Below are 23,215 nucleotides of genomic sequence, written 5' to 3'. Positions count from 1 at the left end.
TAAATAAATCACCTTAGGTGAAATGAAAAATCCACCCAGAATATGAGTGGATTTTATTCTAAATCAATATCTAAAAATAATTTTCAAGGAAAGCCAGCGTAAATCAGCGGCATTTATCTCTAAAATCAGCGGGTAAATAAAATTTATAATACTAATTAGTGCGTAATATTAGTATAAATAGCATCCAAAATCTTTACGAAGGTTTTGTAATCTTCTTCTGATAAATCACCCCACCCTTTCCTTCTTACTTCCACTACGATGGGATTGGCTTGTTCAAACTTCTCTCTGCCTGCATCTGTTAGCGTAATCATAAATCTACGGCGGTCGTTAGTAGCCATTTTTCTTTCGGCAAACCCTTTTTTTACCAATAAATCAATGATTCGGGTAACTGTCGGAGCATCCTTCACGGTCATTTCTGCCAATTCATTCTGACTAATACCAAATTCTTCGTGTCTTTTGATATGGTCTAATAAAACCCATTGGTCTACAGTAAGGTCAATGTTGGCATCGTCTAATTTTTTTTGAAGTATAAGCCTAATTTTTTTGATAGTAGTATCTATTTTAAAAAAGTAAGCTCTGGTATCAGCAGGATTTGTAGTCATCGTACAATAAAAAATGAAGATTGAAAAGAAGTCGATAGAAAAAACATTTCTCTACTTTCAAATGAAATACGACTCAAATCAGCCTTTGGGTTTTAATTAAACTAAGTAGTCAAAAGTACAGTTAAATTTAATTCAAAATACATTTATAATAATCAATTTTAGCTTTTTTTACTTTTTGCTTTTTCAGCTTGGTAATAACGATACATAAAATCATAAATAATCAATTCATGAAAACGCTGATTATCAGCAATAGAACGATTGACGGTCATGTGAATAGTATCGCTTAAAAATTGAGCTACCTCCGTTTCATTTTTGAGTTTTTTTATTTCACCAACAGAAGCTTTTATGCGTTCACTTTTATGTTGAATACTTTCAAAAAGAACAACATATTCCTCCTCAATTTCTTTGGCTAAAATTCCTTCGATCGTCTTTCTATTTTCCCTAAAACGCTTATCCATTTGCAGTTTCAGATGTTTATCAACGTTGAATTCTTTTGCAAAACTGTCTTTTAGGTGAGTCATTAAAGCAAGTTTTTGATGTAAAGAAAACTCAAAATCATCCAAATAAGCATCTATGATTTTAATAGTAAACTGCCAACGGATTTGTTCTCTTTCGTCACCCCAAGTTTGTTCTAATAGCTTTACAATCGCTTCGCTATCATAGAAGAAGATACTTTCAGCTAAAGCGATAGCATCGGCGCCATATCTTTCAAGTTCTCTTTGATAGGTATCAAACTGAATTTTTCGGATAATTCCTTCTGTTTCAAGATTTGCTAAGGCCTCATTTAAAGCGATAATGACTTTGCCTAAATATTGTAAATCCATAAAATGAAACCTGACTCTGATATGATTGTCAGGGTCGAGATAACGAATAAAAAACCATTTATCTATTACCTTTTCTGCAAGGAATTGTTCTACCAACGGTTTTATTGCTTGTGTCAAAATATCATCTGCCGCTTTTACTCCTGAATATATTTTGACGTAGAGCCATTCAGAGCCTAAGGAAAATTTACGCGTTGGGTCGTTATTAGCTTTTTTGATAGGAGGAATGCCTTCAAAAACGGTTTTCTTATTGATTAAAGATGCAATAAATTGATTGGTGAAAGTCTCCCTATCTTGATTAATGACAATATCACTTGCAGGGTTGAACAAAAACTCTTTTAATTCAATGTCTTTTCTATTTTTAATAGTATCCAACCAAGTTTGAACACTCAGCAGGTTATCCGTGTTTACTAAAAGCTCGTTATCGAAATCAGCTAACACAAAGCGATTCGGTATTCTCCATTTTTGTCTGAAATCTTTAATGGAAGCTAATAAATTATCAGTAGAGCAATTGATTAGCTCCTGATAATCTTCTTTGTCAAATTTCCATGTGGCAGATTCTACGATAATATTTTTAAACGTGATTCTTGGTAGAAATTTAGCATTAGGTACTACATTTTTCAAAGAAATATTAAAGGAAACAGGTAGGTTTTGAGCCTGTAAATCACATAAAAAATAATAAATTGGCAAGGCATTTAGCGAATAGCTATGAGCATTACTCAACCTAGGAATAACCTCTTTGTTAAGCCGTTTTGATATTAACTTGATTTTCTTTTGACTGTAATTAACTGAAACCATTAAGTCTTCCAACAAAATTTGATTTTGTTCGGGCAATGACGATTTTGCTAAATAGGGAATTTCGTAAGGCCAGAAAACAGGATGAAGTAGAATATTTCCAATTCTGTTTTCGGGTAAATGGATGATTTCTGCAAAAATCACCTCAGGATTAAGCGCTTGTTCCTTCTGTGCAATCTCTTTTGTAATATTTAATATTTCAGCATCAGTATGTGCAAATCTGCCTAATAAACTCATGGCAGTGGCTCCTCCTAATTTTTCAAGATAAATAGGATATTGTTCGTATCCTGTTAGTCGGAATATTAATGAAGTAGAACTTGGGACTTTATGATTTTTTTGTTGAAAATGCTCTAATTCCTTCACATTCAATGCTATCTCATAAGCACCCTGTTTATTGGCTGCTAAATATTGCTTGAAAAGATATTGCTTAAATGCATTTTGACGAAGTGCTATTTCATCTTTTTCGATACTCGGCATTTCAAAACCATTGGCAATGGGCGTATAATTGCTTTTACCCGTTTGCCCATATCCTATACCTGTTTCAGTATCAAGTGCGACCAAAAGAGGTACTTCTTGCCCTTCGTATCGGTCATAAAACTTTTGAATAAATTCTTCTTGGAGGGAATTGACAGGCTTTTGACTAAGTTGAAACAAAACCTCTGCAACTTCACTTAGTTGTTCTTGATAAGTAAAAGAAAGTTTTTTTTGATTGAATACTTTTACCAAATCAGTCTGAAATAGTTTCCCCTCTTCAAACGGAACATCCATTTGCTTAATTAATGCGATGATTTCCTGATAAGCAGTTATATCATTTGATTGATGAGCGTCTATGTTTTTTAACTTCGCTTCGATGTTTAACAATATTGGGCTAAAGTGTTCTTTTGCATTAATATTTTGAAGTACCTTCAACATTTGCTGAGTCAATCCTTCTCCTGTAATAGCAGGTTCTAATTCGTTAACCAATAGTTGCGCATCTACCAATTGCTCTATAAAGTCGGTTGCTTCTTCTTCCGAAATATCATCATCTACTAAATGTGGGACAATCTCTTGTATTTTAGCACCTTTTTTACAAGTATCTAGCACTAAAGCGATATATTCTGACCATTCAAATGCAGTGATTTGATGCGTTCTACGTCCTTCAACATACTTATATTCTATGTAGCGTATTTCACTCCCAATTTGGTAAATACTTGAATTGGGATAATACTTTAAATGACTTTTGATAAGTGGGAGTTCTGATAAACTTTGTGCCAATGCACCAGCATAATGCATATCTAAACGAGTACTTCTCTGTTTTTCAGCTGCTAATTGTAGATTGGTTTCTTCATCCCATTCAACGACAGAACAACCCGCAAAAAGACCAAACGGAGTACATCTACTACTCATTCTGCTATAATATTTACTGATTGAATAGGCTATTTTCTGCGCTTTCTTTGGGTCTGATATGTTGTTATCTTTCCAAAACAGGGCTTCATGATAGAGGACTGGAGAGGCTAGGTAAAGTGCTTCTGAAAAAATAGGAAGATTGATTAAATCTTTCAGAAATGCTTCTGAAACATCATCTATAAATGGTAATGATGGTGTTCTGACAATAAGTTTTTTCAGAAATTGATACGTATTTGACATTAACTGATTATTACTGGTTTGACGTTACCATCAAAATTAATGTTTAATGCCTGAAATTGTATTATTTATTTATAAATACACCCAATATACAGTAGGGACGAATTGCATTCGTCCGCATCGTCGAACGCTTCTACGAAATTGCACGACCGTGTGGACGAATGCAATTCGTCCCTACCTATTTTTTAATACTCTTGACTCATAGGATGAATCATCAATTCATCAATCACCACGTGTTTTGGTGCTTCTAAGATATAAGTGATAACATCTGCCATATTTTGTGAAGTTAAATATTGCGCTTGATGTGGGTCTCCTTCTGGGCGAGCATGGAAATAAGTATCTACCAAACCAGAATATACTACCGAAACCTTGATGCCATCTTTGCGTACTTCCTTACGTAGAGCCATTGAAAAAGCATCTTGAGCATATTTTGAAGAGCAGTACAAAGAACCTCCATCAAAAACACGCTTGGCAACATCTGAAGCAATATTGATAATATGCCCTTCGCCAGCCGATTTCATATAAGGAATCGCTTCTCTACAAAAAAGAAAAGTTCCTTTTACATTAGTTTCATAAATAGCATCCCACTCTTCTGTAGTTATATCCGTAGCTTGTTTAAAAACGCCAAAACCTGCATTATTAACCAAGGCATCAATTTTACCAAAACTAGCAATCGTTGTAGCAATAGTAGCTTTCACAAAAGCTTCATCACCCACAGACCCTACAAATATTTCAGCCCTTGCACCCTTAGCTTCTATTTCAGTTTTCAACGTACTAAGTTCTGCTTCGCTTCGTGCTACTAAACTCAAATTTACCCCTTTATCAGCTAATAATAAAGCCAATGCTCTACCAATCCCTTTACTTGCACCAGTTACTAAAATGGTTTTATTTTGAAGTGACATAATGTGTTTTTGTTTATAAGAATATGTTTTCGATTACAAATGTATGAGTTTTTACATTTATAAAACCTTTTTAAATCTTAGCTACTTTCTTCAACATATTTAACGTAAAAAGGTTGGCATAAAATTAAATTTAGCCAACCTTTACAATAATATATTATAAAACACCTATTTAAACTTTACTAGCATCGTTACAATGTTTGATGTCATCCCTGTTGTACGAGTATAATGCCCATAACGTAGTTCAAGACTGTTCCACTCTTTGATTCCCAATATACCATTGGCAGGGACAAACCTTACTCCAGAGCCAATAAATGTACTATTGAAGCCAGAAATGTCGTAGTCGCTTGTATAATAAGCACTGTTAATATCATTTTTTCCATAAGGATTAAAATATTTAACGGCTGTTTGCGTGTTATATCGATAAAAAGGACTCAGCGAAACATAAGGGTTCAATTTGACAGTGGCTTCCAGATTCATCGTATTAGCCTTCATACCCCAGTCGTCCATATAGTATCTATAAAATGCCCTCAAGATAGTACGGTCTCCTAAGAAATAACTTAATCGCATACCTACAGGCAATTTCATACGACTACCCGGCAGCCTTTCTACACTTTCTGAACCATCTTTGAAATAAATTCTATGAAAAGGGGTACTCAATAAACCTTCTTGATATGCGGGTTCGGCAGTCACCAATACTTGTAATCGCTTATTGATAATCTGTGAAAGTGAAAAGGCAAGATTATAAGAATTTCGCGGTCGGTAGTCAATTGGGTCACGGTCTCCGTGTGCGCCAGAACCATAATTGTTTGGACGAAGTTCTGGAGGTAAAATAATAGACCAAGTATCGAAAAATGCACCACCTTTCACACTAAACTCACGGTTGTTATCTTTTGAAGCTTTCGCAAAGCTTAAGTTAAAACCATAAGATTTATAATCATATTCAGTTGAATAAGATACACTCAGTCCTTTTGTTGTCCTGTTTACATCGTTCTTCATGCTCCAACTGATGGTAGGATAGAAGTGAGTATCTTTTCGTGATGCCGACGAAACCGTTAACGGGTCTATATTATCAGAAGACGCTGACGTATAAAAGTCTACATTTAAATCAATATTAACAGTATGCAGACGGTTTTTTGAATCATATTTTGTCAATTTTAAATCAATTGAATTGGCAAAATCTCGTAGCTTTTCTGTCCCAATTCCTCCAGTTACTGCGGAATTATTACCTTCTTGCCCATAATAACTAGATACAAAATTTACTTCTTCAACTTTAAGTTTTCTTTTTTCATAAGAGGAGGTTTCCTCTGTGGTTTTGTCTTGTCCAAATGTATTATTCAACATTGCTGTCATTAAAACAGCAACTGAGAGAATTATTTTTTTCATTTAATAAAGGATTAAGTGGTTGTTTGTTGCGATACTGTAGGATTTAATGACTTGAGGAGTAAAGGAGTTTTAGCAATTACGTTAACATCTAAAGTCTCCAATCAAAATTTTCAAGTCATCAAATCTTTAAGTCTTCAAGTCCTGAGGTCTTCAAGTCTTTTAGTCTTCAAGTCCTGAAGTCTTCAAGTCTATAAATTAAATCCCTTCAATTAATTACATCCACATCCACCACCACTTTTTCCACCATTGGCTCCTGAGGCACCTTCACGATACATATAGAAACTCTGTTCAAATTTTTCAGATTTTCTTGAGGCCAATTCCATTTCAGAATCATTAATCCTACTTTTTTGATATTCCTTTACTGAAACACACGATTGACTTGATAGTCCCATTAGTATCAAAAAGGCTGTAATATATAACTGTTTTCTAGTTCTCATTTTATTGGTAAAAGTTTAAAAAGCTTCTTTATTTGATATTAATATTTTTGGATGTAAATATTTTATTTTGGTCATCCACAATGATACAAGCGATTCCCTGCATTTGATTGATTAGGTTTAGTCCAACTTTTACACCCATAACCATTACAGGAGTAGCCATTGCATCTGCAATTTCTGCATTAGGGCTTAGTATCGTAACACTCTTGATACCTGCTACTGGCAAGCCTGTTTTAGGGTCTATGGTATGCGAATACTTTTTGCCATCAATTACCACAAATTTCTCATAATTACCAGAGGTCGCCACGGCTACATTACTGATGTTTAAGGCAGAAAAGCTATGTTGTTGGGCATTTGGGTCAGCTATGCCAATAGTCCATGATTTACCATTTGGCTGTGTACCCCAAGTGGTTAAATCACCCGCCGCATTAACAATACCACTTTTTACCCCCTTTGCTATCATCAACATTTTGGCTTTTTCTGCGGCATAGCCTTTCCCGATACCCCCAAAACCAATCCGCATACCTTGCTCTTTTAAAAAAACGCTTGAATCATGAGCATTCAGGATTACGTTTTTGTAATTGATTAATCGAACAGACTGTCGGGCTATTGCAATATCAGGCAAAGCTGTCATCGTTAAATCAAAATTCCAAAGGCTTTTATCAATAGACCCATAAGTGATATCAAAAGCCCCTTGGGTTAGTTCCGAAATTTTGAGCGAACGTTGAATCAACCCAAAAACCTCTTTATCAACTTTTACAGGCTGAATCCCTGCGTGCTGGTTAATCAAATTGGTTTGGCTATCATCTGAAAATGTAGTTAACAATTTTTCAATCCTTCTGATTTCATCAATTGCTTCATCTATTCTTTCATTCGCCCAATTAGCATCCTGATGCACAACGCTAATTTCAAAGGCGTTGCCCATTAGTCGGAGCTTTTTTTGATGAACTAAAAGAGGAGAATCACTAATGAGCATGGGTAAGTTCTTGAATTTCGTGAATAAAGTTTTCAGAAGTCAACGTGTTTGGATAGCCCTCCCATTCTTTGATTTTTTTGCCATTACTGTCTATTAGAACCGTCAGTGGGAATTTACCTTGATTGTTGTATTTATCGGCTAATAATTCATTCTGAGTGGTCTGTTTAGCATCTAACTGATTTTTCTTTAATCTCGGAAAGTCAGCTCTTACTAAAACCAAATTTTCGTTAGCATATTTTTGAAAAGCTTCAGACTCGAAAATTTCTTTTTTTAATTTAATACAAGGAATGCACCAGTCAGAGCCTGAAAAATTCAAAAGGATATATTTTTTAGATTGGGTTGCTTCTGACTTAGCTTTTTCAAAATCTAATGTCCAATCTGGATTTGAAAAAAACATTAAAAAGCAAAGTGATACAATGATAGATTTCATAATAATTTGATTGAGTTTAACTATAAACCACTACGGTTTTGCCGTCTGTGGCGGTTTTATATATTGTGAGCCCTCTACTTCCAAAACTGTTTTTACCCGACCCAGTCAACGAAAACCTTGCACCATGTGCCGTACAATAATATTCATTTACATTAAAAATCACCTGTCTTTTGGGTTCGTGTGTACAAGTTTGAGTAGCAGCTACAAACACACCAGAAGAAGATTGAGCTACCACAATGCCACTTTGTGTAATGTATCCGCCTACTTTATTAAGGTTTGCTGATGAACTAGCAGATAAATCAATGGTTAATAATCGATTGGTGATAGTACTAAGGTCTGTTCCAGTAGTGGGGGTAGTAGTTCCCGTTCCTGACCCTGTCCCTGAACCAGTACTCGAGCTTGCGGGAGAAATTGTTAGCGCAGGCAGAACAGAATCCTCAGCTTTGGTACAGGCGCTAAGAACAGCCATAAGAGCAGCACCTCTGAAACCGATTGACTTTAAAAATTCATGACGTTTCATAAGTATATTAAATAATTTATAATGGTTATTGAATCGCTTAAAATTGGCTTTGTCCCAATCTTATATAGAATACAATATTTTTTACTTAAATATTGCTTGATAGAAAGAATAAGTTTAAAAAATAATTCAGACGATTTAATGAATAGACTATTGTAGATTTGATTAAAAATTATTTCATTCAGCTATATTTGTTAAACACTAAGTATAATCCTGTAGTATCTATAATTTTTTAAATCATACAATGAAGAATAACCCTAAAACTTTAACCGCCTGGACAATGTACGACTGGGCAAATTCTGTACACTCTCTTACCATTACTTCAGCTATTTTCCCGATTTATTATCCTATTGCAGCAGTGATGTTGCCTTCAAAAAGCAGGACCTTAGATTTTTTTGGATTTCAACTCGAAAACACTGTTTTATATTCATACGCAGTTTCTGTAGGTTTTTTATTATTGGCTTTTTCTGTACCATTAGTATCTGCTATATCAGATTATACGGGCAACAAAAAAGCATTTATGCGCCTATACTGCTACCTTGGTGCTATTAGTTGTATGTTGATGTATTTTTTTGTGGAAGGCAGCTATTATTTAGGCACTTTTGCTTTCTTATTTTCAATCGTCGGTTGGGGGGGAAGTATCGTTTTTTATAATTCTTATCTGCCCGAAATTGCAACAGAAGACCAATACGACAGGCTATCGGCCAGAGGTTTTACCATGGGATATATCGGTAGTGTGATATTATTGATTCAAAACCTGACGATGGTGCTAAAACCAGAATGGTATGGTGGCATTACTGGGGGAGAGGCTTCAAGAATCTCATTCCTGACGGTGGGTATTTGGTGGATAGTCTTTGCTCAATATTCATTTCATTATTTGCCTGATAACGCTGTTGCTCAAAAACATGGAGGAAACTGGATTTTTAATGGGTTTAAGGAATTAAAAAAAGTATTTCATGAATTAGAGAATTTAAAAAATACTAAGCGTTTCTTGAGTTCTTTCTTCTTTTATAACATGGGAGCGCAAACTGTTATGTATCTGGGGGCATTGTTTGGTAGTGAAGAGTTAAAATTGCCTTCTGATGCTTTGATTGTAACGGTGCTATTAATACAACTTGTAGCTATTGTTGGAGCATATCTTTTTGCTAAAATTTCCGAGAACATCGGTAATACTAAATCGTTATCTATCATTGTGGTTTGCTGGGTAGTTATTTGTATTGCGGCCTATTTTGTTACTACCCGCAATCAGTTTTATATTTTAGCGACAGGCATTGGTTTTGTGATGGGAGGGATTCAATCGCTTTCACGTTCAACTTATGCTAAACTAATTCCAGAAGAAACGCCAGACACGGCTTCTTACTTTAGCTTTTATGACGTTTGCGACCGTCTTTCTACTGTCATCGGTACGTTTATGTTTGGCTTGGTTAATCAGCTAACAGGAAGTATGCGTATGAGTGTCCTTTTCCTTACCGTTTTCTTTATCATTGGTTTAGTGATTTTATCAAGAGTACCATCTCAGAAGGTTTATAGGTAGCTATTAGCCTTGAGCCATAAGCTTTGAGCTATGAGTTTTTAGTATTTAACTTTGAACTTATATCTCAAGGCTCATAGCTCAAAGCTTACAGCTAAAAATGTCATTCTCCCGACAATTTGAGACAATTAATTCTTAATTATACGTTACTACGTAAACTATAATCCTCCTTTTTTCGTACTTTAAGTAAATACATTTAAACACAAAAAGGAAATGAAAATCGTCATCATAACATTAATTACTTGCATGGCAATATTAACGAATTGTACCGCACAGGAAGAGTCATCAGGAGTTACTCACCACAAATTTACTGTTGTGAAGACAGATGCTGAATGGATGAAAATTTTAACGCCAGAGCAATTTAAAGTAACCAGAAGAAAAAGCACTGAATTGGCATGTTCTGGGGCTTATTGGAAAAACCATGAAAAAGGAATTTACAAGTGTGTATGCTGTAAACTTCCTCTTTTCGACTCACAAACAAAATTTGAATCGGGTACAGGTTGGCCATCTTTTTATAAGGCTATCCATAAAGATGCTATTTTGGAAGTAGCCGATAATAGTTTTGGTATGGAAAGAGTAGAAATACTTTGTAGCCGTTGTGGCGCTCACTTAGGTCACGTTTTTGAAGATGGGCCTAAACCAACAGGGTTACGTTATTGCTTGAATTCTGTCGCGTTAGATTTTGAAAAAGATGAGAAAGTGAGCAAGAAATAGCTTTGAGCTTTCAGCTTTTTTATACAAGTATAAATTATCTTAAAATTTGACATAAGTAGCAAAAAAGCGGTCAAAATTGCTCTTTTGACCGCTTTTTTATGATTAATTTTCCCCGAATTCCTACTGTTTGAGCGGAGCGAGTTTAGGAATTCTTGATTTTTTTGTTACTTTTTGTATCAAGACAAAAAGTAAGGGCGAGTATAAATCCAAAAGCCCTTAAAGTCTTATAAAACTTACTATGCTATTAGAAAATTCGGGATGACTCATGTTTTATTTTATCAATACGTTACAACATAAAAACAACATCAAACAATCTTTTCCAAAAACACACTTAAACTTTCTTCATGGGGAACTTGTAATTTCTTGCGAATTTTTAACCTAGCCGTTTCCACACCGCGTGCTGAAATATTCAAAAGGGGAGATATTTGTTTATTGCTAAAATCCATTTTTACAAAGGCACAAAGCCTAAGTTCTCGCTGAGTTAATTCTGGATAAATGCTTTTTAGTTTTTTAAAAAAATCATGGTTAATCTTTTCAAAATTAACATCGAAAATTTCTATGAAATCACTCCCAATTTTCTCCGAGTTTAACTTTTTATAAATATCCAATAACTTTTTCTTCGATTCATCACTTTTTAGCAAAGTCTTGAGCTCTTGTAAATCTGTCTTTATATCTTGGAAAACTTCCGTTTTTTGACTGAGCATTAATGTATAATTGGCTAGTTCTTTGCTCTTTATAATAATGTCTCTATCCAACTCCTCCGTATATTTATCAATCTGTGCTTTATCTTCTTTTAGTTTTAGTTGTTCAAGCTCTAGTTCTATTAATTTTTTAGATTTTTCTATTTCATTTCTGGTTTTAAGATGCTCCATTTCAAGCCTTTTTTTAATGAGTGAATAAGCGTATTTCAATGCAAAAATGACTAAAAAAACATACACTAAATAAGCAAAAGTAGTTTGATACCACTTTGGTTTTATCGTAAAAATCATTTTGGACTCTGTTGCCTCAACACCGAGGAGGTTTCGCGCTTTCAAGGTAAATACATATGTGCCGGGACTCAAATTTGTGTATTCTTTGAAAGAATTGTTTGTCCAGTTAGACCAATTTTTGTCTGTAGGATTCAATTTATAACTATACTGAACCCCAATATTCGAAATTAATTGTGGCACAGCAAATTCAATTCTTACTACTTCAGCACCATTAGGAATGTCTATTTCATGGTTGGCGTGATTAATAGGCAACTCATTTTCAGTTTGATCTATCAAATAACACATTCTACTAATCTGAGTGATGGGTTGTTTTTTCTGCTTGGGAATTTTTGTGTCATATAAAAAAAGCCCATTGTGTGTCCCAACAAATACTTTGTCATTATCCAAAGGCACTACTACCTCCATCCCTTTATTAAATGTTCCTTTCAAATTAAGAAAAGTGTTTTTTTCGAACACTGGATTTTTTTCTGTAAAATAGCCCAACTCATCGTCTTCGATAGCCCACGTTTTGTGTTTGGATTTGAATATTTTTCGAGTGTTCTTTTGGGGATTTAGAATCGTATTCAAGGTAGGATGTAGCACAAAAGAATTCGTATTTTCATCAAATTGATAAATCCCTGTATTAGTTGTAAAAATGGCTCTTCCTTCATAATTATGTACATTGATATTGAAAGAAGAAATAAAGCCATTGGTATTGGTGTAGTTTTCAACGGATTCTACCCGCTGATAATCGTTATCTATTCTGATTCTGAATACGCCTTTATATCCATGACAAACCCAATAAGTATTGGGACTGGTATCTGGCGAAATATCACGGGTAGATTCATTAAATCCCTCAATTTTGTTATTAATAGACCATTCCTTCCCATTCTTTTTTACTAAATACAGCCCATTATAATTTGAGCCTAAATACCAATTAGGTTTATTGGCAATTGGCGTAATTTTCCAAAACCCTGTTGGTGTAGAAATTTTTTTATAAGTATTATCCGTGATTTTTAAAATACCATTATTGTGCGAAGCAATGATGTCGTCACCAAAGTTTTGGATAGTCCATGTTTGTCCTTTTAATTGATTGATGGCTTTAAAATCATAATTATTACTCATAATATTTTCTGGAATAGTCGAGTAAAATATGCCTTGGTTGGTCGCTAAATAGATTTTCTTGTTTTTAATCAGGATATCATAAATGGAGGCTTTGTCAAAAATATTCTGATAAGATGAATTGTAGATTAAAAAATTTAAGCCGTTATTTTTTAATACCCAAATGTCACCTTTTGAAGTTACAAAGAAATTAATAATAGGATTGTTTTTGGTAATATTCTGAAATTCAGCGTTGTACGACAACGTATTGTTTTTATAGTTATACCACAACAATTTTGACCCTAGCGTACCTATTAAATACAAATCGTCACTTTTCCGAATCCCACAGTTGAGTTGGTCATTATCGTTTACTGAGAATATTTCTTTAATAATGGCTATCTTTTTGGTTTGTATATTTCCTAAAAAAATCTTTCCGCTGCGCGTCATTATTAATATCTCATGGGTCACTTTTGTAGGTAAAATGGCTGTAGTAACTTCATCTTTAAAATAGCTTGCAGGGAAAATGGGTTCTAATTTCTTACTTGAAAGATTTAGCGACAAAATCCCTTTTTCATAGTCTTGGATGAAATAGTTATCTTCTATTTGGCTACCATACACAAATGTTTTTGGTGCACGGATAATCGTTGCTACATTTTTATTAATGACAATCAGTTCGTTGTAAGACATCAAAATGATGTAATCTCCTATACTATTGGCCCTCCATATATTCTCAAAATTTCGATTAGATAATTTCAATTGATTAACCATTGAATGGAATACATATTTCCCATAAATGTCTTTTTTTAGGATACCAAAGTCGTTGTAACCTCCTGCATAAATTTCTCCCTTTTTTGTTTTTACTAAACTATAAATAGACGAATTGTTAGGTAAAAATATCTTTTTCCAATTGTTCCCATCATAACTGAGAGCTCCTTCATAATTGCCAAAAAACATGGTGCCATCGTTGGCCTCACATCCGATACTGAAGTGTGAATCACTTTTGAAATCACTTTTTACAAAACTTAAAATAGCAGGCTGGGCTTTGGCAGAATTATCTTGACTTACCTCTTGCGTAGCTTGTGCAAAAAGTGAATTACAACTAACAATTTGAAGATGGAATATTATTAAGCTCCTAATAAGGTTAGAAAGGTTTTTCATATTTTTTACTGATAAATTAAAGCAATCATCTTAAGTGTCTACAAAGATACAATTTTATATGCAAATATTTATATTAATTACACTTATTAAAGTATTGAAAATTAGATAGATATAAATATTAAAGTAGTAATAGCGTAGTAGTTTTTAAAATCAAACGTAATTGAAGTGTATACGTTTTTTTTAGTTATGCCTATGTGCGTCTTTAATATTGCTCTCGGTTTTTGAATAGCCCAAGCGTTAGCATTGAATGATTCAGCCTCTTGGGTTTCTTCAAATCAGGTATTTTATTCCAAATTTTTAATCTTAAAAAGTTTATGAAATTTAAAAACTACTTATGTTTATTATTGCTGAGTATGTGTACTCTTTCTGTCTTTGGGCAGTCGGTAGAGATACGAGGAAAAGTAATTGATGCTAATTCAAATGTGCCTATATCAGGGGTTTCTATCAAGGTAAAGAACTCTACAAAAGGTACAACTACTAATGCAACAGGAGAGTACCAAATCAATGCAACGCCCAATGATATTTTAATTTTTAGCTTTATTGGGTACAAGCCTCTCGAAAAAGCGGTAGGTAATACTACGTTGGTGAATGTGAAATTAGAAGAAGACATCAAAGATTTGAATGAGGTGGTTGTGATTGGTTATGGTACACAAAAGAAAAGTGTTGTGACGGGTGCCATTTCTAGCGTAAAAGCAAAAGACCTTGAAAATGTTCCAAGTGGACGTATAGAAACAGCCCTTCAGGGACGTGTATCTGGGGTGACGATTGCTGCTAATGCTGGTCAGCCAGGTTCTGCTTCTACAGTTCGTGTGCGTGGACTTACTACTTTTGATACTTACGGAGGTAACAACCCTCTTTGGGTAATCGATGGTGTAATTATCGATAATGGTGGTATTGGTTTTATCAATCAATCAGACATTGAATCAATTGAAGTATTGAAAGATGCGGCTTCATTAGCAATTTACGGTGCCAGAGCGGCTTCTGGGGTAATTTTGGTATCAACCAAGAGAGGGAAATCTGGAAAACTAAGTGTGAATTATACAGGTTTTGTAGGTTCTTCAGAGCCAGCTAAACAGTTAAAATTATTGAATGCTTCGGAATACGGACTGATTATGAATGAAAAGTCTGTCGCTGCTGGTGGAAGTGTGCTTTTCCCTAATCCCTCATCATTAGGAACTGGAACAGATTGGCAAGCTGCTATTTTTAACAACAGTGCTAAGCGTTCAAACCATGAATTGAGTATTAGCGGTGGAAATGATGTATCAAGCTTTTTCCTTTCAGTGGGTACGCAAAGCCAAGAAGGAATTGTGTTAAAAGATATTTCTTCATACAGAAGAGATAACATTCGTCTGAATTCAAACCATAAGCTATCTAAATATATTTCGATAGGTCAAACATTGGCATACTCTCACCAAAAAACTGTTGGGTTAGGTAATACCAACAGTGAATTTGGTGGCCCTTTGAGTTCGGCAATCAATTTGGACCCTATCACTCCTTTGGTAGTAACAGACCCAACAGCGGCTGCTTCAACAATCTATACGACGAACCCAGTATTGAGAGATAGCGAAGGAAGACCTTACGGTATATCCTCAATCGTTGGACAGGAAATGACCAACCCAATTGCTTATCAGCAAGTAAGATTAGGCAATTTTGATTCATCTGATGATTTTGTAGGAAATGCTTTTCTTGAAGTTACGCCAGTTTCAAACTTGAAATTCAAAAGTACGATTGGTGCAAAACTTTCATATTGGGGAGGTGACTTTTTTACACCAAAATATTATTTAAGTGCTACTACGAGTGCAATAAAAAATACTTTTAGCAGAGGAACGAATAATGGCTTAGGTTGGAATGTTGAAAATACAGTAATGTATAATAAAAAAGTTAGCAATCACAACATTGGAGTTTTGTTGGGTCAAGGGCTTTATATAGACAATATTACTACAGGAACAAGCATCACTTATTCTGATTTACCAGTGAATACTTATCCTGATGCATCATTCAACTTTTCATTGCCAGCAGCCCAAAGAACGGGTAGTGCGTATACAGGAACCGAACACCGTGTAACGTCTTTATTTGGTCGTTTAACGTATGACTTCAACGAAAAATATTTGTTTACAGGTATTATTCGTAGAGACGGTTCATCAAGATTTGGAGGTAATAACAAATACGGTATATTTCCATCATTCTCGGCAGGTTGGGTAGTTTCAAACGAAAATTTCTGGAAAGAAAATGGTATCGTTAAAACGTTGAAAATCAGAAGTGGATACGGTGTAACAGGTAATGATGCCATTCTAAACTTTGGTTATTTATCTACTATTGTTGGTGGTAGAAACTATACTTATGGAACAGGCGGAGTAGATATTATCACAGGGTTTAGCCCGAGTGCTCCTTCAAACCCTGATTTAAAATGGGAAGAAACAGCCCAAACTAACATTGGTATCGATGCTACATTGTTGAATAACCTTACGTTGACATTAGAAGTTTACCGCAAAAAGACTTCTGGAATTCTACAAACGATTACTTTGCCAGGTTATGTAGGTGCGACAAGTAGCCCAGTAGGTAATGTAGCTGATATGGAAAACAAAGGTATTGAACTTGAACTTGGTTACAGAAAACGCTTTGGTGATTTCAATTTCTCTGCCAATGGTAATGTTTCTTACTTGAAAAATGAAGTGACTTACTTAGGAAATGGTATTTCGTTTATTACTTCGGGTGCTGCTGGTTTCCAATCGATGGGGTCAATTACCCGCACACAAGTTGGTCAACCATATAATTCATTCTTTGGATTCCAAACGGCGGGAATATTCCAGAACGCTGCTGAGGTGAGTGCCTACAAAAATGCAGAAGGCAACGTAATTCAGCCAAATGCAAAACCGGGAGATTTCAGATGGGTTGATACGGATGGAAACGGAACGATTAATGATGATGATAAGAAATTTCTTGGAAGTGGGTTACCTAAATATACTATCGGGTTAACTGTCAATATGGATTATAAAGGCTTTGATTGTATGATTTTCGCACAAGCTTCAGGAGGAAATAAAGTTTTCCAAGGACTTCGTCGCTTAGATATTCTGAATGCCAACTACCAAACAGAAGTTTTAAACCGCTGGACAGGAGAGGGGACATCTAATAGTTACCCAAGATTAACCAATAATGATACCAACGGAAACTTTGGAAAGCCTTCTGACTTCTATTTAGAAGATGGCGATTTTGTAAGATTCAAAATTATTCAATTGGGTTATACCCTTCCTACCAGCATTACTAATAAAATTGGAGCACAAAAATTAAGATTGTTCTTAACAGCAGAAAACCTCCTGACAATAACAAAATATACTGGTTATGACCCAGAAATTGGAGGTAATGTTTTTGGTATCGACAGAGGGTATTATCCTCAGGCTCGTTCAATCCAATTTGGTCTTAATTTAAAATTTTAATGTAAAAATTATAAAAGATGAAAAGTAATAAATTCAAATATTCTCTTATCGCAATAGCAACATCTGTACTTGCTTCTTGTAGCTCAAGCTATCTTGAAGTACTTCCGAAAGGGAGTAGCTTGGAGGCAAGTTATTATACCAATCAATCTGAAGCATTTGCAGGCTTGGTGGCAGTATATGATGTCATGAGAAAAAACTCTGGTGGTTTTGAAAACATGGTTACCATGATGAATGCTGGTTCTGATGACCACGTTGCAGGGGGTGGTAGTGCTACAGACGGACTTGGCTTACAAACATTTTCAAACTATACGCTAAGCCCAACAACTATCCCTGCTAGTTTTTGGAGTGACCATTATCAAGGTGTTTTCAGAGCTAACTTTTTGCTGTCAAAATTACCTGCCATTCCAATGGACGCCTCGTTAAAGGCTCGCTATGTAGGCGAAGCACAAGCATTGAGAGCGCTGTATTATTTCAATTTAGTGAGAATGTTTAAGAACATTCCACTTATTACTACGCCACTTCCGTCATCTGAAATCTATAATGTTGTTCAGGCTGACCGTGCTGCTGTTTATACGCAAATTGAAAAAGATTTGAATGATGCCATTGCCGTATTGCCTAATACTGTTCCTGCAGCCGATGCTGGACGATTGACAAAAGGTGCTGCTCAAGCATTACTTGGTAAAGTGTATTTGTACGATAATAAATTGACGGAATCCGCCGCACAGCTTGCTATCGTTAATGGAACACCAGGAGGAACAAATCCTTATGGATACAAGTTGCTTAGTAATTTTGCTGATTTGTGGGTCTTTGCGAATAAGTTTAATACCGAATCTATCTTAGAGGTAGCGCATACAAGTGCAAGTAATGCAGGTTGGGGAAACTGGGGATCTGGCACTGACGAGGGAAATAGCGTAGTACAAATGGTTGGACCAAGAACCCTTACTCGTCCAGCAGGTTCTACAGCACCAGCCTATTATTCAGGTGGTTGGGCATTCAATCCTATTACCCAAGATTTATATGATGCTTTGAAAGATGACCCTAGATTTGGTGCTACTATTTTGGATGCTAAAGCCATGAAAGCTGCTAAACAAATCAGTTATATTTCTGCTTATCAGGATACTGGCTATTTTATCAATAAGTTTATGCCGAAGCAATCTGATGTTTCGACAGGTTTGGGAAATGTTGAATTGAACTTTAGACAAAATTCATATATTATCAGGCTTGCAGATAGTTATTTAATGGAAGCGGAGGCATTAGGCGGAACAGGTGCAAGAGCTCAAGCGTTATTAGATGCCGTTCGTTCAAGAGTTGGATTGCCTTCTATTCCAGTGTCTTTAAATGCTATTGCCAATGAACGTCGCTTAGAACTTGCTTGCGAAGGACACCGTTGGTTTGATTTAGTAAGAACTGGAAAAGCAGCAACTGTTTTAGCAAGCAGAGGTTTCAAAGCTGGTAAAAACGAAGTATTCCCCATTCCTTTTAAAGAATTAGAAAATACTAAAATCAAGCAAAATCCTAATTACTAATAATTAAGAGGTTGTCTCAAAAAAGATAAACCAAATATTCTTTATTTTAAAACCTCACCCCCAGCCCGACTACGCATCCCGCTCTTTTCAGAGAGGGGAGCTTTAAGTCCCATGGTTTGCTCCCCTTCTCTGAAGGAGAAGGGTGGCCCGCACAGGGGCTGGGGGATGAGGTTTTGGGAAGACTATTATTGGGAGAACTTCCATTTGAAACATCATCAACTATTATCACTGCCAAGTCGATTCGCTTTTACAGAATCGATTTGGCAGTATATCTCTTCACTTGTCTTGTCTCAGACAATTATCCCAGAAATATGCGCGCTGTTATTCAATCTATTATTTTATTCATGATTTGGGCATGCAATGACAAATCGCTCAATCCTACTATTACGCCACAACAACCTGTGGTTACTACGCCAGTAACACAAAATAACCCAGTACTGAGTTATTGGCTTACTACCGCTGACCAATCTGTTTTGTTACAAAAACAAGACGATGTACAATTTTTAAAAAGTGTTAGCACTAACCCAACAATTGAGCTAGATACTACGCAGACGTTCCAAAGCATTGACGGGTTTGGCTTTACTTTAACGGGCGGAAGTGCGAAATTAATCAGCCTTTTAAATACTACTGATAGAAATAATTTATTAAACGAATTGTTTGGTAAGGATGCTAAATCAATAGGCATTAGTTATTTAAGAATAAGCGTTGGTGCTTCTGATTTAGACGAAAAAGTATTTAGCTATAACGATTTAGCAAGCGGCGAGAAAGATGAAACACTTGGTAAATTTAGCTTAGCACCTGATCAGGAATACCTTATTCCTATCTTAAAAGAGATTATCAAAATTAATCCTTCTATTAAAATTATGGGAAGTCCGTGGTCGGCACCAGTTTGGATGAAGACCAACGGGAAATCAATCGGAGGGAATTTATCACCAGAATATTATCAAGTCTATGCAAAATATTTAGCGAAATATATCGCAGAGATGAAGAAGGAAGGTATAACGATTGATGCCTTAACGCTTCAAAATGAACCTCAACACGGTGGAAATAATCCTAGTATGGTAATGAGTTCTTCAGACCAAGCTAATTTTGTAAAGAATAATTTAGGTCCACTTTTCCGTCAGGAAAATATCAAAACTAAAATTGTTGTTTGGGACCATAACTGTGATAACCCAGATTATCCAATAAATGTATTAAACGATATAGACGCTAATCAATACATTGATGGTTCGGCATTTCACCTTTATGCAGGAGATATCAGTGCATTATCAAAAGTACAGGTACTTCATCCCAATAAAAATCTGTATTTTACGGAACAATGGACATCATCAAAAGGAGCTTTTGCAGGAGATTTACAATGGCATATTAAAAATGTAATTATTGGTTCAGTAAAAAACTGGAGTAAGGTTGCCTTGGAATGGAATTTGGCGAATGATGCTAGTTTTCAACCACATACGCCTGGGGGATGTACGGAATGCAAAGGTGCATTAACGATTGCTGGTTCAGGCATTACCCGTAATGTAAGTTATTACATCGTAGGACACGCTTCAAAATTTGTACCTACTGGTTCAAAAAGAATCCAAAGTACTACTAACAGCAATTTACCTAATGCTGCTTTTATGACGCCTGCTGGAAAGAAAGTTGTGATTATCGAAAACGATAAAACAGTAGCTGTGGATATCAATGTTAAGCAATCAGACAAATTGGCAACGGTTTCTTTACCTGCTGGAGCCGTTGCAACAATTGTTTGGTAAGATTATCTGAAGAGTAACTAAAGAGATTGATTTTAAACGAAGACAATAAATGAGAAAAATATTCATAATTGCGTTCTTTCAATTAATAAGTTTTTATACATTCTCTCAAAAGTATTTGTCTGAAATACAGGCATTTGAGAAAAAAGATTCGATTGATATGCCTCCAATGGGCAAAATCGTTTTAGCAGGAAGTTCAACGTTTCGACTTTGGACTACCTACAAAGAGGATTTAAAAGAATTTCCTGTGATTAACAGGGGTTTTGGTGGGTCGCAGATGAGTGATTTAAACTTTTTCTTTGAGAGAATCGTGACCAAATACAAACCGAAAATAGTGTTGGTTTATGAAGGAGATAATGATTTGAGTGCAGGCGAAAGTCCAGATTCTATTTTCAGGGAATTTAAGGAGTTTGTCCAGAAAGTAAAAACACAATTGCCTACTACTAAAATCGGTTTTTGCTCTGCTCGCCCTAGTTTGGCAAGGACACATCTGTTAGACAAGCAGAAAGCTTTGAATGAATCAGTAAAACAATTCTGTAAGAAAAACAAGAATGTTTATTTCTTAGATATTCAAAAAGCATTTTATTTGCCCAATGGCGAACTGATGACTGATATTTTTGTAGCAGACAAACTGCACATGAATGCGAAAGGGTATGAAATTTGGGCGGAGGAAACCCGAAAGTTTTTGCGAAAGCAGTATAAGTAGAGCAGTATCCGATGCTTGTTAAACATTACTCCAGCAAGAACAGAAACCCCCTCATCAATAGCGACGGAGTTAAGTCCGCCACTATTGATGAGGGGGTTAAATTATTTTGTTAAAAAAAGTTAATTCTCTCTAACATTTCTTTTCAACACATATTTAAAAGCTGTACCAGTTAAAATATAACCAGACGTAGTAGCTGTTGAAAATACTTTATAGTTTACATTCATCAGTCCGCTAGCGCCTAAGTCTTGGGCTTGTGCCACCATCCTAGCTAAGATTGCTTCTTTTTCTTGTTGATCATTTCCTCTTTTCAGCATTCTCCCTTTGTACTCCTGATTGGCTGTCAAAGGAAATTCCTCCGAAATGGTCAATTTATCCATTTCTTCGTAGTTTTCTTTAGGCTTTTCATCACCCTGCAAAACGTCAATAGCGTATTTATCAGGTATTTTGAAGCCTAAACCTGTATGTTGGTCATAACCACCACTTTGGTAGTTGGGACTATAGTAAGAAGTAGGCTGAAAGGTTTTGGTTGGCTGACAATTAGTCAATAAAAATGTCAAACAAACAAAACCTAGCGTTAACTTAGTCCACTTAGATACTTTCTGAATCATAAATTAATACCTTTTCCCAAAGATGTTTACAATCATCTATAAACTTTAGATGGAGGGGATGTACTTGATATTCGTCGTGGCCAGCTGCATCATCAAAAACCGTTAATTCGCAGAAATCATAACTACGGTCAATTACTGGACGGTCTGTAGCAGCAGGAGGCCCTACACTAAACGTTTTAATACTTTCGATATTGCCAAGCGACTTTACGCCCTCTACGAATTTTTGACGGTCAGCTTCTGACAAGTCTTTCTTTAACCAAAAATTTACTACGTGAACAAACATAAGTGATTTTAATTTTGAGTAAAAATAAGATTTAGTAACCCTAACAATGAATAAATTATAAATTATCTTTTTCAATAACGGCAATCATTCTTTCGCCTAGTTCATCAGATGCCTTCATTAATGGCAAACGAACATCTGGACCACTGATTCCTTTCAATTCAAGGATTTTTTTAACACCTACTGGATTCCCTTCTTCATATAAAAGAGGGTCAATCGCTAAGAAATGTCCTAATAGCTTACGAGCCGTCGCAAAATCGCCATCCAAAGCCGCATGAATCATCGTAGTGAATTGAGCAGGAATAGCATTTGCGATTACCGACATAACACCTACGCCTCCGCAAGCAATAATAGGTACAGCCTGTACGTCGTCACCAGAGATTAATAAAAAGTCTTCAGGTTTATCTTTATAAATTTCCATACATTGCTCGATGATACAAGATGCCTCTTTAACACCGATAATGTTTGGATGTTCGGCTAATTTCAACGTAGTAGTCGCCGACATATTGATGCCCGAACGCCCAGGGATATTATACATAATCACTGGCACTGGCGAAGCATCAGCAATCGCTGAATAATGAGCAATTACTCCACGAGCCCCCGGTTTATTATAATATGGGCATACCGAAAGGATGGCATCAATACCAGTAAAGTCCGTAGCTTGAATCGCCTTGATTACCTCTGGCGTATTGTTTCCACCAAGCCCATACACGATTGGCAAATTCTTTGAATTATGCTCCTTGATAAATTCTAATATCGCTATCTTCTCTTTTGTGCTTGTTGTAGCAGACTCTCCTGTGGTTCCTTGAACTACTAAGTAATCTACACCACCGTCGCTTACGTGTTGTACTAATCTTTTTAACCCTTCATAATCAATACTTCCATCTTCAAACATTGGGGTTACTAAAGCTGGAGCTACGCCGTGGAATTTTGGTCTCATTTTTGGATTTTTTAC

Annotated in this window: 18 protein-coding genes; 6 read left to right on the top strand and 12 right to left on the bottom strand. The window is 35.6% G+C overall.

All coding sequences use genetic code 11. The features are described 5' to 3' along the window. Positions 1-155: 155 nt before the first annotated feature. From J2Y60_RS19685 to J2Y60_RS19650, 8 genes are all read right to left on the bottom strand, one after another. Positions 156-602 (bottom strand): MarR family transcriptional regulator, encoded by a 447-nt coding sequence (locus J2Y60_RS19685; RefSeq protein WP_309922874.1) that lies wholly within the window; start codon positions 600-602, stop codon positions 156-158. 158 nt (positions 603-760) lie between these two features. Further along, positions 761-3,844 carry a lantibiotic dehydratase gene (locus tag J2Y60_RS19680; protein ID WP_309922872.1) on the bottom strand — a complete coding sequence of 1,028 codons (3,084 nt, stop codon included), beginning with the start codon at positions 3,842-3,844 and terminating at the stop codon, positions 761-763. Between the two features lie 182 nt (positions 3,845-4,026). Beyond that, complete coding sequence (locus J2Y60_RS19675) at positions 4,027-4,743, bottom strand: SDR family oxidoreductase (RefSeq protein WP_309922869.1); 717 nt, start codon at positions 4,741-4,743, stop codon at positions 4,027-4,029. Between the two features lie 165 nt (positions 4,744-4,908). After that, positions 4,909-6,126, bottom strand: coding sequence for a DUF3570 domain-containing protein (locus tag J2Y60_RS19670; protein WP_309922867.1), 1,218 nt, complete (start codon positions 6,124-6,126; stop codon positions 4,909-4,911). Positions 6,127-6,335: 209 nt separating this feature from the next. Continuing rightward, a complete protein-coding gene (locus tag J2Y60_RS19665; protein ID WP_409014240.1) occupies positions 6,336-6,563 on the bottom strand; it encodes a DUF4266 domain-containing protein in 228 nt (75 codons plus the stop codon). A gap of 28 nt (positions 6,564-6,591) precedes the next feature. After that, positions 6,592-7,485, bottom strand: a complete 894-nt coding sequence (locus J2Y60_RS19660; protein ID WP_309922865.1) for an FAD:protein FMN transferase — start codon at positions 7,483-7,485, stop codon at positions 6,592-6,594. 40 nt (positions 7,486-7,525) lie between these two features. Further along, positions 7,526-7,966 carry a thioredoxin family protein gene (locus J2Y60_RS19655; RefSeq protein ID WP_309922863.1) on the bottom strand — a complete coding sequence of 147 codons (441 nt, stop codon included), beginning with the start codon at positions 7,964-7,966 and terminating at the stop codon, positions 7,526-7,528. 16 nt (positions 7,967-7,982) lie between these two features. Next, positions 7,983-8,486, bottom strand: a complete 504-nt coding sequence (locus J2Y60_RS19650; RefSeq protein WP_309922861.1) for a Rieske 2Fe-2S domain-containing protein — start codon at positions 8,484-8,486, stop codon at positions 7,983-7,985. A gap of 241 nt (positions 8,487-8,727) precedes the next feature. Between J2Y60_RS19650 and J2Y60_RS19645 the strand changes: the two genes are divergently transcribed. Together J2Y60_RS19645 and msrB are read left to right on the top strand one after the other, a co-directional pair. Further along, positions 8,728-10,017 (top strand): MFS transporter, encoded by a 1,290-nt coding sequence (locus J2Y60_RS19645; protein ID WP_309922859.1) that lies wholly within the window; start codon positions 8,728-8,730, stop codon positions 10,015-10,017. A gap of 210 nt (positions 10,018-10,227) precedes the next feature. Next, positions 10,228-10,728 carry a peptide-methionine (R)-S-oxide reductase MsrB gene (gene msrB / locus J2Y60_RS19640; RefSeq protein WP_309922857.1) on the top strand — a complete coding sequence of 167 codons (501 nt, stop codon included), beginning with the start codon at positions 10,228-10,230 and terminating at the stop codon, positions 10,726-10,728. A gap of 305 nt (positions 10,729-11,033) precedes the next feature. Here msrB and J2Y60_RS19635 read toward each other — a convergent pair whose 3' ends face one another. Beyond that, positions 11,034-13,955: a triple tyrosine motif-containing protein gene (locus J2Y60_RS19635; protein ID WP_309922855.1), complete on the bottom strand. Its 2,922-nt coding sequence runs from the start codon at positions 13,953-13,955 to the stop codon at positions 11,034-11,036. A gap of 314 nt (positions 13,956-14,269) precedes the next feature. Between J2Y60_RS19635 and J2Y60_RS19630 the strand changes: the two genes are divergently transcribed. The 4 genes from J2Y60_RS19630 (at position 14,270) to J2Y60_RS19615 (ending at position 21,372) form a co-directional block, all read left to right on the top strand. Further along, positions 14,270-17,389 (top strand): TonB-dependent receptor, encoded by a 3,120-nt coding sequence (locus tag J2Y60_RS19630; protein ID WP_309922853.1) that lies wholly within the window; start codon positions 14,270-14,272, stop codon positions 17,387-17,389. Between the two features lie 17 nt (positions 17,390-17,406). Next, a complete protein-coding gene (locus tag J2Y60_RS19625) occupies positions 17,407-18,915 on the top strand; it encodes a RagB/SusD family nutrient uptake outer membrane protein (RefSeq protein ID WP_309922851.1) in 1,509 nt (502 codons plus the stop codon). 116 nt (positions 18,916-19,031) lie between these two features. Continuing rightward, on the top strand, positions 19,032-20,669 hold the full coding sequence (locus tag J2Y60_RS19620; protein ID WP_309922850.1) for a glycoside hydrolase family 30 beta sandwich domain-containing protein: 1,638 nt from the start codon (positions 19,032-19,034) through the stop codon (positions 20,667-20,669). 49 nt (positions 20,670-20,718) lie between these two features. Next, positions 20,719-21,372, top strand: coding sequence for a GDSL-type esterase/lipase family protein (locus tag J2Y60_RS19615; RefSeq protein ID WP_309922848.1), 654 nt, complete (start codon positions 20,719-20,721; stop codon positions 21,370-21,372). Between the two features lie 119 nt (positions 21,373-21,491). On the opposite strand, the gene J2Y60_RS19610 is transcribed toward J2Y60_RS19615, so the two are convergent. The 3 genes from J2Y60_RS19610 to dapA are packed head-to-tail and all read right to left on the bottom strand — an operon-like array spanning position 21,492 to position 23,200. Then, positions 21,492-21,980, bottom strand: coding sequence for a hypothetical protein (locus J2Y60_RS19610; protein WP_309922846.1), 489 nt, complete (start codon positions 21,978-21,980; stop codon positions 21,492-21,494). Continuing rightward, complete coding sequence (locus J2Y60_RS19605) at positions 21,961-22,263, bottom strand: Dabb family protein (protein ID WP_309922844.1); 303 nt, start codon at positions 22,261-22,263, stop codon at positions 21,961-21,963. Before J2Y60_RS19605 ends, J2Y60_RS19610 begins: the two co-directional genes overlap by 20 nt. Before the next feature lie 55 nt (positions 22,264-22,318). After that, positions 22,319-23,200: a 4-hydroxy-tetrahydrodipicolinate synthase gene (dapA, locus tag J2Y60_RS19600; RefSeq protein WP_309922841.1), complete on the bottom strand. Its 882-nt coding sequence runs from the start codon at positions 23,198-23,200 to the stop codon at positions 22,319-22,321. Positions 23,201-23,215: the final 15 nt, after the last annotated feature.

It is taken from the genome of Arcicella sp. BE140, from assembly GCF_031456255.1.
Classification (GTDB): Bacteria; Bacteroidota; Bacteroidia; order Cytophagales; family Spirosomataceae; genus Arcicella; species Arcicella aquatica.
The sequence above is the reverse complement of the archived record's forward strand: the minus strand, read 5'-3'. Positions and strand labels throughout refer to the sequence as shown.